Raw genomic sequence first — 14652 nt, 5'->3', positions numbered from 1 at the left:
TCACGTTTTTCTGCCAGCCTTTCAACAGAGCCGCCAGTATCTGCTTTTTTTGGGCATAGATGCAGCCAGGTTTTTCATTTCGCCCAGGTCGTGCCGCAGTTGTAGCGTTCCATTTCGCCGGTTTCGAGCTTTCGGTAAGTTTGCAGGCACCCAGCTTTGGCTATCCATTTCACCAATACGCACACCGCCCTCGTAGATATGGCCATTCCATTTGCGCAGCGGCTCCAGCTATTAGTCAGTTTTTATTGCCGGTCAAACTGTCTATAAAGACAGGCACTAAGCTTTATTGGAAGGGACATCCAGATGGTATAGCTGCATAGACTATATTCCTGTATTTGATATCTTTAGCGCATGAAATTTCCTACTCACGCCGAAACCGTGTTTTCGCGCCGTCAGTGGCTCTGTGGTACCGCATCTTTTCCGGGAAGTTTAGCCTTGCTGTCGGTCGATAAAGGAGGGCAGCGACGGTTGAGCGACGCCCCGTACTTATGCAGACTTTCGGCGGGTTGCCGACCAGGTGATCCGGCACCAGCGCCCCGATGGTCTCTGGAACTGCTTTATGCACCAGCCCGAAACCGGCCCTGAGACCTCCGGCACGGCGGGTATTGCGGCTGCCCTCGCCATCGGCCATAACTGGGGCCGGCTACCCCAATCGTACGAAAAAGTGGTGCATACAGCCTGGAACGGGCTAAAGTCGCATCTAACGCCGGACGGTTATCTGCGCGGCACGGCTCAGGCCAACAAAGGTGGCGAAGACCTACAGCGTAACGGTTTCCGCGTCATTTCGCCGTACACCCTTGGATTCCTGGGTCAGATCCAGGCCGCCATGCCGGGATTGTACACTACCTTACAGATTATCTAATATGATCGGCTTTAGCGTTTATCCACCTCAAAGGCAATCAGCACATTGCCCGGCATGGCACCGAAGAAGGCATAGCCTGAATTGACATACAGGCGGTTGCCATCGGCTACGGGGCCGGGGCCGTCGATCGCGCCCCCCTTACCGGGTAGGCCGTTGAGGGTTGTGAACTCACGAACAGTATCAAAATCCCAGATAATGGCACCGTCGTCGGCGCGGTACCCCCGGATGTGGCCGTCCAGTCCGCCGGCAAAGACTACATCCCGCACCAGTGTCGGCGCGGCCGAATTGGCGACAAGGCAGCCTTTCACCTCACCACAGGGCGGTGCGGGTGTATGCCATACAATCTTTCCGGTGGCTACGTCGAGGGCGAAGAGTCCCGGCCTGGGCTTCGTCGCCGGGTCACGGGGGTCAATAAAACCGGGGTGGTCGGAATTGGCTGCGTACAGGTACTGCCCGTCGGTGGCCATACCCCAGTGAATGCCGCCGTACATACCGCCTTTGCCCACCCGCGTTTGCCAGATAAGGGTACCGGTATCTGGGTTGAGTGCATGGATTACCCCCGACTTCTGACCGGCCAGCAGCATATCTCCTCCCTTCGTATTTCTGACGAGTATGGGCGCCATGCCAAAATCGAGATCCGGTCCTACTTTTTCGGGGCAGTTCGGTCCGCCGGGGCAGGCCAGATTCCAGGTGTCCTGGTGCGTCGCCTGGAAGCTCCAGACCACTTTACCCGTCCGGATGTCCAGGGCCTGAATGGCGTCGCTGGTAGCCGTAGCCGGGTAGGTATAATTTTCGCCGGTGCCGATGTACACCAGCCCCCGCCGGGCATCGATAGTCGGGCTGCTCCATACCGGTGCCCCGGAAGGGCCGTAGAATGGTTGACCGTTCGATTTTTTCCCTTGTTCGGTAGCCTCCTCCGGAACAACCCGGTGCCGCCAGCGTATGTCGCCGTTGGTGGCACTGAGGGCAACAACCTCCCCGGACGATGTGCAGCAGGGATACTTGGGGTCACGGGACAGCGATACCTCCCGCGACGTAAGCGGGACAATAACCACATTGTCGTAGACAACAACGGAGCCGGTATTGGCCGATTGCGCCTGGATACCGGCGCGTTTTTTCCAAAGCAGACTGCCGGTTCTGACGTCCAGGGCATACACATTCGTAACCTGGTCAGCAAAATAAGCCCGTAGCGCCGATCCACGCTGCTCGACAAAGATGGCCCCCCGGATGGCCGCATCGGCAACAAACTGCCAGCCTACTTTTCCGGTTTCCTTCTGAATGGCGAATACATCGCCGAATTGACTACCGACAATCAGCCAATCGCTAACCACGGCCGGCTTACTGCGGATCTGCGAAGACTCCGGAAATGCAAACACCCATTTGACCTTCAGCGAACCGGCATTATCCTTTGTAATGCCTGCCTGTCTGACAAACCCCGTCCCTTCCAGATTGCCACCCCACCCCGACGCAACGGCTACTTTCTTAGGCAGGGAGAAGGGCACGAGGGCATCAGTCGGTAAACGAGTCTCTTGGTAAGGTCGTTTCGTGATCCATTCAGCAACGGCCCTGCGCTGCTCATCGGAGAGCGTGGCCGCCTGGGACTGCATCTTTCCGGTTTTCAGGGTCGCAAAAATGCTCCGGGGCGTCATAGCCGACAGTACCAGCAGGCCCGGTGCAGCCGCGCCAGGGGCATCGTGGCACCATTGGCAGGTGGCTGCGTAAACGGCCTCTCCCATGGCTTTGGCGGCCACCGCCGATTTGTCGGTGAGCAGGGCCGTGGGGGATTGCTGCCCAATCGCAAAATGACTCAGCAGAAAGAAAGCAATACAGAGTAGATGGCGGGAATAGGATCGTTGCATGATTTTGTGTACTTCAGAACCCTGGTTCAACCGAAAGTCAACCCGTCTATTTTGATGCCTGCTGATTGGCCACCGACAGGATATATCCCTGCACATCCTGCACATCCTGTTCGCTCAGGCGACTACCGAAATCGGGCATTCCACTAGCCACCAGTAACCCTTTCCGGACAATAGCCGCAAAGTTTTCGTGGATACTTACCGGCGACCTGCCCAGATCGGGCAAGGCCCCGCCCCCGGCTCCAACAGTACCATGACAGCGCCCGCAGTACTGCATGTATAACAGACTACCATGCTCGATTTGCGTTTTTGTTGCCGGGACGGAAAAGGTAGTCAGCGAACGCTCGGGCGTGGCCGGGAAGACGGGCATAGGCCGGGACTCACCCAGGGCAAAGGTGTATACCGTGCCAGGATTCAACGATGGTGTGTATTTGGCCCCCAACCCCATCACACTACCCCAGCCTACGGCGATTGAGACGTATTGCTTGCCGGCCACCTGATAGGTAACCGGCGGAGCCAGAATACCCGTACCCAGATTTCTCTGCCAAAGTACCTGACCGGTTTGGGCGTCGTAGGCCCGAAAATCGCCCGTGGCCGTACCCTGAAACACCAGACCAGTCGCCGTCGTCAGTAAACCGCCGTTCCACGGAACCGGATGGTCGACGTGCCAGGCTTCGCGCTGGGTAACGGGATTCCAGGCCAGTAGCCTGCCCATCGGCTTGATGGTGGCGGCTTCTGGTTCCGGGCGGGACGGACGACTGGGGTCATAGCCAATGCCCGTATTCCAGCCAATGCCGCTGCCGATACCGCTCGGCTTGTTCATCACCCAGTTTGGATCATGACCATATTGCAGGGACAGGCTCTGCACCGGAATATATACCAGGCCTGTTTTAAGATTATACGCCATCGGGTGCCAGTTATGCCCACCCAAAGGCGACGGAAACACCTGCGCATTGTGTTTAGTGTAGCGACTGAAGTCCGTCTCGACGGGTCGCCCCGTGGTGGAATCGATGTGCGTAGCCCAGTTGACGAAGGTATATGGCTTGGCTGAGATAAACTGCCCGTTGGTTCGGTCAATGACGTAAAAGAAGCCATTCTTGGGAGCCTGCATAATCACTTTTCGGCGTTTGCCGTTCAGTGTCAGATCGGCCAGAATCAGGTGCTGCGTAGCCGTGTAATCCCAGGATTCACCGGGTGTGGTCTGGTAATGCCAGACGAGTTGGCCGGTTTCGGGGTTGAGAGCGAGGATGGACGAAATGTACAGGTTATCACCTCCACCGGGGCTCCGGTGCTGCCGGTTCCAGGGTGAGCCATTGCCCGTACCCACATAAAGCAGGTTTAAATCCGGGTCGTAGGCCATGGCGTCCCAGGCGGTACCTCCCCCGCCGTATTTCCACCATTGGCCCGTCCAGGTTTTGGCTGCTTTCGCCATCGCGTCCGATTCAAACGGCAGCGACGGATCGCCGGGAACCGTATAGGTACGCCAAACCTGTCGGCCCGTTATGGCATCGTAGGCCGATACGTACCCGCGAACCCCGTACTCGGCCCCACCATTACCGATAATTACCTTACCGGTCACCACACGCGGGGCTCCGGTTATGGTGTATGCTTTTGTTGCATCGGTGGTCTGCACCGACCAGAGGGGACGCCCTGTGCGGGCATTCAGCGCGATCAATCGTCCGTCAAGCGTACCCACATACACCCGGTCTCTGTACAAGGCCACGCCCCGGTTCACGACATCGCAACAGGCTTTTTCACCGAAGGCACCCGACACCTTGGGGTCATATTCCCAGCGTAGCTTTCCGGTGAGGGCATCCAGCGCAAATACGCGGCTCCAGGGGCCGGTTACGTACATCACGCCATCGGATACCAACGGGGTAGCCTCTATGCCTCGCGTTGTTCCCAGATTCGTGGCCCAGGCCAGGCCCACTTGCTTTATATTCTCCGGTGTGATCTGATCGAGCCGGCTGTAGCGGTCTTCCGCGTAATTGCCGCCGTAGGTCAGCCAGTCTCCGGGCTGCATTTGGGCGTTGCGCAACCGGGTATCGTCAATGGATTGACCAGGCTTATCAGCCAGGAGGGCCATACAGCCCAGAACGAGCAGGAGGAATAGCTTTTTCATGGATTAGGCGGGCGTCAGTTCTATACCTCAGAAAGTTACGCAAAATATGTATTCACCAGCGACGGAACGTTATTAGCCTCCGCAGGCAGGATAGCGCCTGCCTGCGGGGCTAACTGGATGATTACTTTTTGGCGGTCTGCGGAGGGGCCACCGTCCAGCCTAAACCGATAAGCGGAGACAGTCCGTCATAGTACATTCGCTCCTGAACGATTTTGCCGTTATCCACCTTCACGGTGAGTTGTACGGGTACAGTTACCGGCTTGCCTTCGCTGACAGACAGCGCGGAGTAATCGAACCAGAGCATAACCCAGTCTCCTTTCAGCGGACCTTCTTTCACCCGAGTCGCTAAAGAAGCATAGACAGTTATTTTACGATCCTGCTGCATCTTGTAACGTTCACTCCAGATACCCAGCCACTGGTCTACATTGGCCGAATCCCGCGCACCGGGGCCGTAACTCCTGTAATTAGCTGCCAACTGCCGGCGGGCCTGATCGGTGTTGCCGGCTGTTATGTCTTTGGCATATTGCGTGACCAGGGCAATATCCCGATCGGCATTGGGATTCAGCATAACAATATCACTCTGGCGGGACGCTTTTGGAGTTTGGGCGAATGAAAAACAAGTCAGCAGACAGGTTGCCAGAAGGGCGAATGGAAAAATTCGGTTTTTCATGATTTTGGAGAGGTTTAACTTGTTTGAACTAATACAAACCTCGCCCTTATCCCGTGAACAGACGGTTGATTTCCGGCCAATTGCTGTCACTTTTCGGCCACAGGTCGGCTTTTGAACGCTGACCGTTAGACGTTGGATGTTAGAAGGCAGACCGGCCCCCTAAAAACAGCCGGCTATCTACAGATGCGGTCGGCTCTCCTCCCCTTGAAAAAAAGGGCTGTGGGTGAGGTAACCCCCCAGCCCCTACTCCCCCACAGCACTCAAATACTCCGTCGGCGTTTGCTGATACACCTCCTTGAAAGCCCTGGTAAAGTATGACGGATTCTCGAAGCCAACCATATAGGCCGTCTCAGAAACGGGATGCCCCTGCCGCAGCAAGTCGATGGCCCGCCGGAGCCGGTAGGTGCGGATCAGCCGCGCCGGACTGATGCCCGCCAGCATCGTGAGCTTACGGGTCAGCGTCCGGATACTCATGGCAACCTCGTCGGCCATGGATTCGGCCCGGAAGGTGGAATCGTCCAGGTGGGCTTCGATGCTTTGGTTTAGTTTGGCTATGAATGCATTTTGCGCCGTCGCCGGCGGTATCTCTGCTGCTCCGTTGGTTGGGTCCAGGCTACCGAACTGCCGCTCGAAGTACTCCCGCAGTTTCTGCTGCCGGCTGATGAGGTTTCGCAGGCGCAGACGCAGTTCGTCCAGGTCGAAGGGCTTGGTCAGGTACTCGTCGGCTCCTTCAGCCAGGCCCTCCCGGCGGCTGGTTGCGGCCGACCGGGCGGTGAGCAGCACCACGCAGATGTGGTCGGTGGTGGGGTTGTTTTTAAGGTGGCGCGTCAGTTGGAAGCCGTCCAGTTGGGGCATCATCACGTCGCTGATCACTACATCCGGCAACTCGCGCTGGGCAATGTCCAGCGCGTCGCGCCCGTTGGTGGCCGTCAGCACCCGGTATTGCCCCGCCAGCGATTCGGCAATAAACGCCAGCAGTTCGGCATTGTCTTCCACCAGCAGGATCATCGGTTTGGCCGCATCAGCTTCATCGGCTTCGGCTTGCTCGCGGGTAAACAGCCACGGCTCTGCATCGGCCGAAACCCGTTGCTGCTCCTCTACGCGTTCTTCCTCCGGTAAAGGCCGAACGGGCAATTCTACCGTAAAGGTCGTGCCAACGGCCGGGGTACTCTCCACCGACAGCAGACCGCCCAGTTGCCGGGTCAGCTCATTGGCCAGGGCCAACCCAATACCAGAGCCTTCGTACGACCGGGTCAGCGACGTATCAACCTGGTAAAAGCGGTCGAATATATGGGGCAGGTGTTCGGCCGGAATACCGATGCCGGTATCACTGATGGTCAGCGTAGCGCGTTCCTCCTGCACCTGACAGCTAACCGATACCCGACCACCGGCAGAGGTAAACTTGATGGCGTTCGACAGCAGGTTTTTCAGGATCTTCTCCCACTTATCGCCATCGAAAAGTGCCTCATTGCCGGCGGTGTCAGCCGAGAACAGCAGCGCCAGTTTCTTCTGTTCGGCAATGACGCGGAAGGAATCCACCACCTGCTCTACAAACATCACCACATCGCCCCGCGATTCGATAATGGGCAGGCTACCGGCTTCCAGTTTAGCGAGGTCCAGCAACTGGTTGATCAGGTGCAGCAACTGCCGGCCGTTCCGGCGGATGGTCAGCAGGCTGTGCCGGGTGCGATCGTCGTGCTGCGGATTTTGCAGCAGCGTATCCACCGGGGCCAGAATCAGGGACAAGGGAGTCCGGAACTCGTGGGTGATATTGTCGAAGAAGCGGGCTTTCAGCTCCGCCACGGCCCTGGCGTGGACCGACTCCCGGAGTTGGCTTACGTGCCGGGCCGTTTTGTCGATGGTTACCTCCAGATCCTGGAAGTCGATCGGCTTCGTCACAAAATCAAAAGCTCCCCGGTTCATGGCGACCCGAATGTTGTTCAGGTCACCGTAGGCCGAGACTATCACGGCCCGGCTCAGCGGCAGCAGGTCGGGTAGTTGGGTCAGCAGGACTAGTCCGCTGATGTCGGGCATGTTAATATCAAGCAGCAGCACATCAATGTCGGCATCTTCCCGGATGGCATCTAACGCCTGCCGGCCGCTGGCAGCAAATCGAAATAGATATTCTCCCGCCCGGATCTTATGCCGGAAGCGCTGCTGCATGAGCGGCTGGAGGGGCAGCTCATCGTCGATAACCAGGATTTTGGTGCTCATAGCGGGGACGGCTGATCATCAACGACAAATTCGGTTAATTTCTCCTTCAGCAGTTTAAAGTCGATGGGCTTCGTCAGAAAATCGTCGGCCCCGTAGCGGCTGGCCTGCTGCCGGTTGTTCTGGTCGCCGTAGGCCGTAATCATCACCACGGCGGGCGGCCGGTGCGGGTGAGCCTCCCGAATCCGGCGCAGCAGTTCCAGCCCGCTCATGCCGGGCATGTTGATGTCAGAGAGAATGAGCACCACCCCGGAGCCGGGCATCACGGTGAGGGCCTCCTCGCCCGAGCGGGCAAAGGTCAGGTGTACGTCTCCGCTGCTGATTTCGCGCCGGAACCGCGCTTCAAACAGCGGCTTCATCTGGGCTTCGTCGTCGACTACTAAAATCTTCATGAGCTTTATTTTAGTTAATTAAGCGGTAACTGAATGATAAATTCGGTGCCTGCCCCTTTTGAAAGTAGAGGTAGTAGGCTATTTTTGTTAGTAGTATAATTTAACACGATGAATGTTTCCGAAGCATTTGGTGAAGTAGCCGGTCTGATTGCCGAAATGGCTCCCGAAAAAGTTGTTGCCCTCAAAGCCCCTCCCCAGATGTCGGAGCGCGTTGAGGAGTTGGTAGCACACAAGAAAGCAGGCAATATCACGACGGAAGAAACGGTCGAACTGGAACGGTTGCTAGCGCTCGACCTGTTCATTGGACTTACCAAAGCCCGTGCCCGAATCATATTGGCTTCATGAGGCAGTCCATTCCTGACCGGGATAAACTCCTGGTAGCCCAGCGAGCCAATTATCGGTGCGAATATTGTCGTATTCATTCGGATGACTTGTTTCTGTCCTTCCAGATCGATCACATTATTCCCCTTAAACATGGCGGCACCAATACCATCAACAATTTAGCATATGCTTGCCCGCACTGTAATCAGCACAAAGGCTCAGATTTTGCAACACTGCTAAACGATTTTACTGATATAGTTCTCCTTTACAATCCAAGAACAGACCTTTGGACAACTCACTTTGAGGTTGTTGATGGGAAAATCGTCGCGAAAACACGAACGGGACAAGCCAGCATCAAAATTTTCCAATTTAATCAGCCAGATTTAGTCATACTCAGACGCCTGTTAGGTTTGGCCGGTCGTTATCCATAAGGAACTGGCAAGCGTACTTGAAATACCGTTCCCTCACCCTCGCGGCTCTCCACCTGCATCTCTCCGCCATGGCCCTTCGTTATAATATCATAGCTCAGACTCAGTCCCAATCCTGTACCCTGCCCCGTGGGTTTGGTGGTGAAGAAGGGCTGAAATACCTTGCCGCGAATGCTGTCGGGTATGCCCATCCCGTTGTCCTTTACCCGCAACTCCACCCGGCCCTGCTCCACGTGGGTGCTGACGGTAACCTGCGGCTCAAATCCGTTCGCCTGCTGCTGTTGCTTCTGCCGCACGGCATAAAAGGCATTGTTGTACAGATTCAGCAGCACCCGGCCTATCTCCTGCGGGGCTACTGTCACCGGCTTCAAGTTGTCGTCAAATTGGGTACAGAGCTGTACCTGAAACTCGGGATCCTGCGCCCGCATGCCGTGATAAGCTAACTTCAGGTATTCGTCAGCCAACTCGTTGAGGTTGGTGGGCCGTCGCTCGCCGGTGCTGCTGCGGCTATGCTCCAGCATCGATCGCACGATACCGGCGGCCCGTTTGCCGTTCTCGACAATGTAGCCCATATTTTCCCGCAACTCAGTCGACAGGTCTGCCGCGTTGGTCACCTCACCTTTTTGTAAACTCTCCTGCAGTTCGTCCGCCATCTCCACGCTCACCTCAGCGAAGTTGTTGACGAAGTTGAGCGGGTTCTGGATCTCGTGGGCGATGCCGGCTGTCAGCTCACCCAGTGAGGCCATCTTTTCTTTCTGGATGAGTTGAGCTTGTGTAGTCTTCAATTCTGCAAAGGCAGTTTCTACCTGCTGCTTGGCCTCCTCCAGGCGGGTGAAGTCCTGGTAGCGGGCGTAAGCCGTCGAGAAGGCTTCGGCCAGCGCCTGCACCAGTCCGATCTCCTGAGGGTTCAACGGAGCCACGTTACCCACGTACAACATGCCCTGGAGGAAAGGCACAAAGTGCAGCGACAACTGCTTGGGCGGAGTGGCACTCATATAACTATCGCCGGACTGAATCAGCCCCTGACTGGCCAGGCTCTGGCCCCAGGCCAGGAACTGAGTTTCATCCCAGTGGTCGATGAAGATCTGCCGCTGGTGCCAGTGGGCTACTACGTCAGCCGTGATGCCGGGTGTGTGGTAGGGCAAGTCAAAGGCGGCAATCGCCTGGCCATCGGGCGTGGAGAGGTAAGTGTGAACTTTTTCAGCTTCATCATCCATAATGAACACCCCACAGCGGATGAACGGCACCTTCAGAATTGTTAGCTCCTGCCAGACAAGAGGTGTGATGCGCTGAAGATCATTGGTGGTGCGCATGGAGGCAATTTCGGCGCGAACACGATCGAGGGAAGCCTGGCGAATGGCCTTACGTTCGTTAGCCTCGGAGAGTTGAAGTTCTTTGTAGCGCCGGTAGGTCAGGTTCAGAATAGCGCTAAACCGGCGATACAGTTTTTTCTCTTCTTCCTGCATGGGTTCATGCGTCCAGGTGAATACCCCGCCATCGTCGAAGAAAACAAAATACCCGTATTGGACCGCATCGTCCGGAAAGTCCGGCATGTTAACGTGGGGTCGTATATGCTCATAGTACTGCTTGATTTCATTACCCCGGAGGACTGGATAGTACTCCTCCTTTTGATCTAACCAATGATCAAATACCTCTACCAGCAAAGGATGGTCCTTACAGGTTAATTCGAGTACCTCAAACGCTTCACCTCGATCCGTGGTACTTATCGACAAGATCTCGGCGATTCGTTGAGCCTTATTTACAATCAGACCAACCCCATAGCGCTTAGGCGTCAGCCCAAGTCCACTTAGCTCACTATAGAAGATACTAATGGTGGCGTTCAGGTCATCTGAACTCCGCATCGCCATGGCTTTAGCACGCACCCGCTCCAGCGATGCTTCAATTTGGGATTCGCGGGCCTGGGCTTCGGCTTTTTGCAGATCAAGGAAGCGCGTGTAGGTGAGGCCAAAGACAGCCGCAAAGCGCTCCAGAATACTCAGCAGTTCCGGCGAGATAGGTTCCAGCGACATTATGTCGAGCCAGCCCTGCGAAAAATAAGCCAGATTATGCACCCGGCGTCCGTTGAAGTGATGTTCATTGACCGGTACGCCCAACTCTTCACGGGCATAGCGAATCCATTCGTTCAGGTCTTCTCCCTGCAAGTCAATCACCTGTGATTTTTGGCCCGACTTCCAGCAATCATACATTTTACTTACGGTAGTTCGCTCGTCCAATCGGGCATATACGGCATTTTGAAATTGACGGCCAATCTGGTCGGTAGGCCAAACCTCAGCCACTCCATTCGGCTCGTCGAAAACACCGATGCTGAACCGGTCGGGTATGCCGCCCAGTTGCTGAATCTGCTGGTACAGCAGGGTCGCCACTTCCGCCAGTTCAGTACTTTTGTACATGGCCATGGTCCGGCTGCGGACTCGTTCCAGCGCAGCTTCAATAACCAGCTCCCGGTTTTTTGCTTCCAGTTCAGCGGTGCGCTCAGCTACCTTATCTTCCAGCGTTTCGGCATATTGAACCAGTTTGGCTCTCGACTGCCGCAGCGACTGCGTCATCTGATTGAACTGCTGGGTTAACTCACCCACTTCATCATTGACCTCTACGGGAACCACCGTGGAGAGGTCACCCTGATTTACCCGCTGTACGCCCTGCTGCAGTTGCACCAGCGGCCGTAGCAGGTTAACCCTAAAAAATAAGGGTAATAGCCAGACGGCCAGCAGCGTTGTCAGCGGAATCAGGATAGTCACACCCAGCAGCACCGGTTGGAGGTAATCATCGGCGTTGGGTAATTGACGTAGTAATGGCTCAAAGGCAATTGGCATCAGGCCCAGCAGGATCAGCAGAACGCATAGCACCACGCCCACCACTTTAGCGCGAAAAGCCGTACGTTCCTCCGCATAATTCAGGTAGATGATAGTCGCGTAAGTAGTGGCACTTAAAATTAGCGTGTGATGTACATAATTATGCACATACACCGGGAGCAATATGCCGATTTCTCTCCCCCATAACCCCAGATTTCCATTGATCCAGACAATGAGCATCAAGACCGCCCACAGGCTGAATCCCTTATATAGTCGTAGCTTACGTATACGTTGCCAGGTGTCCTGTTCCGTTTGCTTTACAAACCTGATCTTACGCTCCAATAGGCCAATCACCCACACATAACCAATGGGATAAGCAACCCACGATGAATAGAGTTGGCCATTCGGAATTATGAACAAACTGAGTAAAAACAGCATCAGGAAGCCGGAGAAAGCCCAAGGGAGTTCGCGTCGGAAGGGGTTGCTGCCAATCTGATAAACATTCCACAAATGGACTAGAAAAATGACCAGTAAATACCCCCGTCGCCCTATGTCGATAGTTGCCTGTAAGTCGGATTTTGCTGTTAGGTTATTGAAGGTAGTGACGACGTAATAGACCAGCAGCACCCCGAGATAAACAATAAAGAGCCAGGTATCACGACCTTTGTTTGTAAGACGTGCTACATAGGCCAGCATCACCAAAGTCAGCATAGTCTCGGCCAGCGAAGCGGTAAAATCGAAGGACAAAGCATACCAGGAGCTATTCATCGGAATCCCGCTTTAAAGTTTATATCGTGACGACAACTGTTGTTCCCTGCCCTTCCTGGCTTTCCATAGTCATCTCCCCATTATGACCTTTAGTGACAATATCATAGCTCAGTGACAAGCCTAAGCCTGTCCCCTGACCGGTCGGTTTGGTGGTGAAAAACGGCTGAAAGACCTTGTCACAAATGCTGTCGGGTATACCCACACCGTTATCCTTCACTCGTAGCTCCACATGCCCGTTCACCTGCTGCGTGCAGACCATCACTTGTGGCTGGTAATCCATTTGTTGGCCTTGCTTCTGCCTTACAGCGTAAAAAGCATTGTTGTAGAGGTTGAGCAGCACCCGCCCCATGTCCTGCGGAGCTATCGTCACCGGCTTCAACTCCCCATCGAACTGTGTACAGAGCTGCACCTGAAAGTCGGGGTCCTGTGCCCGCATGCCGTGGTAGGCCAGCTTCAAGTATTCGTCGGCTAACTCGTTGAGGTTAGTAGGCCGGCGCTCGCCGGTGCTGCTGCGGCTATGCTCCAGCATAGAACGCACGATAGAGGCCGCCCGTTTGCCGTTCTCTACGATGTAGCCCATGTTTTCCCGCAGTTCAGTTGACAGGTCTGCTACGTTCGTCACATCGCCTTGCTGAAGACTCTCCTGAAGTTCATCAGCCATTTCCACGCTCACCTCAGCGAAGTTGTTGACAAAGTTCAGGGGGTTTTGAATTTCGTGGGCGATGCCGGCGGTGAGTTCACCTAGGCTGGCCATTTTCTCTTTCTGGATCAGTTGTGCTTGCGTGGTTTTGAGTGTATCGAGAGAATGCTGGAGTTGGGCCGTTCGTTCGGTTACCTTCTGTTCAAGGGTTTCGTTTTGCTGGGTCAGCATGAGTTGTTTTTCCTGCTCCTGGGCTACTGTTTTGGCGGAAAGCTGCTCCACCTCCAGCAGTTTGGCTTCCAGCGAGTGGCTGGTCCGCGCAAAATCCCGTGCCAGATACAAGGTAATTGACAAAGGCAAACTCAATACTCCTAAATTGGAAAAAAGATACTCCAGTATAACCCGTTGCCATGGATCTGTATTAAGAGCGGTATTCAATACATAACCTGTCACAAAAACAACGTAGGCAACACCACCCCAGGCTACTGTCCAGGAACTCCTGCTGCCCCGCATAGCCGATAACAGCGAAATCCGGGTAGATTCCATGTTGGTTAGTAGAGAATAGATTATGCCTAGTGATGCCTGGGTTTTTATGAGGTCTCCCAGAAGTGGTGTGACTGTCAATCCAACACCAACAACCATGAGAACCCAATACAACAGACCTCTTCGGCAGCGAAGCAGTTTAAAAACGGCGATTAGCAGAACAGCGTTGTAAGCAACAAACAGAGAGCTGAGTACTAGTTGGGTATGTACCCGCGCTGACAGATCATGAATATAGTGGAAGCTAGATGCATTAAGCGGATAAAAAACAGCTGTCAGCAAGCAAAAAAAACCAAAATAGAGGTTTGCCTTTTCTTTGCGGTAGGAGAAATAGAAAACCAGATGCAAAAAGCTCAGTATCAAAAACAAACCACCTTTGAAATAATCAATAGGCGTTATATCCACATAACCAAGGCTGACCGAATCGTTTCGGCTCATGCGCCCGTCTTGGTTTAATTGAATTTTGAGTACCGGGTTCAGGGGAGTGAGGTAGGGATAATCAGGAAGATTTGGCTCTACTGCAAACCGTACCGCCAAAACCTGTTCCTCCAGATTGTCGAAGACCACATGGGCTAACTGACTGGCGGCAATTGGTTCGCCAGAGGGATTATAGCCGTCTACTGTTTCCGGCTGGCTACTAACCACCCCAAATCGGCAAATAAGCCGCCCGTTCAGATAGATTTCGGAAGCTCCCTGCTGATTAATCATCAACTCCTGCATGCGGTTCTTTAAAGAGACTGGTATCAGGATATGCAGTCGAAACCAGCCGATACCAGCCTGCCTCACCTGCGGCAAATCCGTCAGGCCTCTGGTTGGATCGATAGCCGCCCAATTCCGATCATTGAGATTTGGAGCAGCCCAATCAACAGCATCCCCGGCATGCCATCTCCAGCCTTGGTTTAGGATTAAACCCTGCCGGGGAATACTATTAATCCGGAAGGCAGGCGAACCCGTATCCTGACCCCAAATCGACAGAGGCAGTATCAGTAGGCTCGTCAGTAACAGTAACGTTCTCATCGTTTCCCCTCG

At 54.7% G+C, this 14652-nt stretch carries 9 protein-coding genes and 1 pseudogene; 3 read left to right on the top strand and 7 right to left on the bottom strand.

Translation table 11 applies throughout. The annotated features are described in order from the left end of the window. Nucleotides 1-505: 505 nt before the first annotated feature. A pseudogene (locus ABD931_RS05330) lies at nt 506-862 on the top strand (glycoside hydrolase family 88 protein); the annotation flags it as partial. Between the two features lie 11 nt (nt 863-873). Here the strand turns inward: ABD931_RS05330 and ABD931_RS05325 are convergent. From ABD931_RS05325 to ABD931_RS05305, 5 genes are all read right to left on the bottom strand, one after another. Further along, nucleotides 874-2721 (bottom strand): outer membrane protein assembly factor BamB family protein, encoded by a 1848-nt coding sequence (locus ABD931_RS05325; protein ID WP_345264701.1) that lies wholly within the window; start codon nt 2719-2721, stop codon nt 874-876. A gap of 46 nt (nt 2722-2767) precedes the next feature. Further along, nucleotides 2768-4840, bottom strand: a complete 2073-nt coding sequence (locus tag ABD931_RS05320) for a PQQ-dependent dehydrogenase, methanol/ethanol family (protein WP_345264699.1) — start codon at nt 4838-4840, stop codon at nt 2768-2770. Between the two features lie 121 nt (nt 4841-4961). Beyond that, nucleotides 4962-5510, bottom strand: a complete 549-nt coding sequence (locus tag ABD931_RS05315; protein ID WP_345264697.1) for a nuclear transport factor 2 family protein — start codon at nt 5508-5510, stop codon at nt 4962-4964. A gap of 243 nt (nt 5511-5753) precedes the next feature. Next, nucleotides 5754-7724, bottom strand: coding sequence for a hybrid sensor histidine kinase/response regulator transcription factor (locus tag ABD931_RS05310; RefSeq protein ID WP_345264695.1), 1971 nt, complete (start codon nt 7722-7724; stop codon nt 5754-5756). Continuing rightward, a complete protein-coding gene (locus ABD931_RS05305) occupies nt 7721-8113 on the bottom strand; it encodes a response regulator (protein ID WP_345264693.1) in 393 nt (130 codons plus the stop codon). Before ABD931_RS05305 ends, ABD931_RS05310 begins: the two co-directional genes overlap by 4 nt. Nucleotides 8114-8221: 108 nt before the next feature. Between ABD931_RS05305 and ABD931_RS05300 the strand changes: the two genes are divergently transcribed. After that, nucleotides 8222-8458, top strand: a complete 237-nt coding sequence (locus tag ABD931_RS05300; RefSeq protein WP_345264691.1) for a hypothetical protein — start codon at nt 8222-8224, stop codon at nt 8456-8458. After that, nucleotides 8455-8865, top strand: coding sequence for an HNH endonuclease (locus ABD931_RS05295; protein ID WP_345264689.1), 411 nt, complete (start codon nt 8455-8457; stop codon nt 8863-8865). The genes ABD931_RS05300 and ABD931_RS05295 overlap by 4 nt, the downstream gene beginning before the upstream one ends. Here ABD931_RS05295 and ABD931_RS05290 read toward each other — a convergent pair. Beyond that, nucleotides 8856-12443, bottom strand: a complete 3588-nt coding sequence (locus ABD931_RS05290; RefSeq protein WP_345264687.1) for a HAMP domain-containing sensor histidine kinase — start codon at nt 12441-12443, stop codon at nt 8856-8858. The two genes, ABD931_RS05295 and ABD931_RS05290, sit on opposite strands and share 10 nt — an antisense overlap. Before the next feature lie 19 nt (nt 12444-12462). Continuing rightward, nucleotides 12463-14640 carry an ATP-binding protein gene (locus tag ABD931_RS05285; protein ID WP_345264685.1) on the bottom strand — a complete coding sequence of 726 codons (2178 nt, stop codon included), beginning with the start codon at nt 14638-14640 and terminating at the stop codon, nt 12463-12465. Nucleotides 14641-14652 lie beyond the last annotated feature (12 nt).

Source organism: Nibrella viscosa (genome assembly GCF_039541875.1).
Taxonomy (GTDB): Bacteria; Bacteroidota; Bacteroidia; order Cytophagales; family Spirosomataceae; genus Nibrella; species Nibrella viscosa.
This window is presented reverse-complemented; position numbering and strand designations above follow the sequence as displayed.

What these genes read in the sequence shown, in the direction of transcription:
- ABD931_RS05325 (WP_345264701.1), bottom strand. Translation starts at nt 2,721, where the DNA reads ATGCAACGATCCTATTCCCGCCATCTACTCTGTATTGCTTTCTTTCTG.
- ABD931_RS05320 (WP_345264699.1), bottom strand. Translation starts at nt 4,840, where the DNA reads ATGAAAAAGCTATTCCTCCTGCTCGTTCTGGGCTGTATGGCCCTCCTG.
- ABD931_RS05315 (WP_345264697.1), bottom strand. Translation starts at nt 5,510, where the DNA reads ATGAAAAACCGAATTTTTCCATTCGCCCTTCTGGCAACCTGTCTGCTG.
- ABD931_RS05310 (WP_345264695.1), bottom strand. Translation starts at nt 7,724, where the DNA reads ATGAGCACCAAAATCCTGGTTATCGACGATGAGCTGCCCCTCCAGCCG.
- ABD931_RS05305 (WP_345264693.1), bottom strand. Translation starts at nt 8,113, where the DNA reads ATGAAGATTTTAGTAGTCGACGACGAAGCCCAGATGAAGCCGCTGTTT.
- ABD931_RS05300 (WP_345264691.1), top strand. Translation starts at nt 8,222, where the DNA reads ATGAATGTTTCCGAAGCATTTGGTGAAGTAGCCGGTCTGATTGCCGAA.
- ABD931_RS05295 (WP_345264689.1), top strand. Translation starts at nt 8,455, where the DNA reads ATGAGGCAGTCCATTCCTGACCGGGATAAACTCCTGGTAGCCCAGCGA.
- ABD931_RS05290 (WP_345264687.1), bottom strand. Translation starts at nt 12,443, where the DNA reads ATGAATAGCTCCTGGTATGCTTTGTCCTTCGATTTTACCGCTTCGCTG.
- ABD931_RS05285 (WP_345264685.1), bottom strand. Translation starts at nt 14,640, where the DNA reads ATGAGAACGTTACTGTTACTGACGAGCCTACTGATACTGCCTCTGTCG.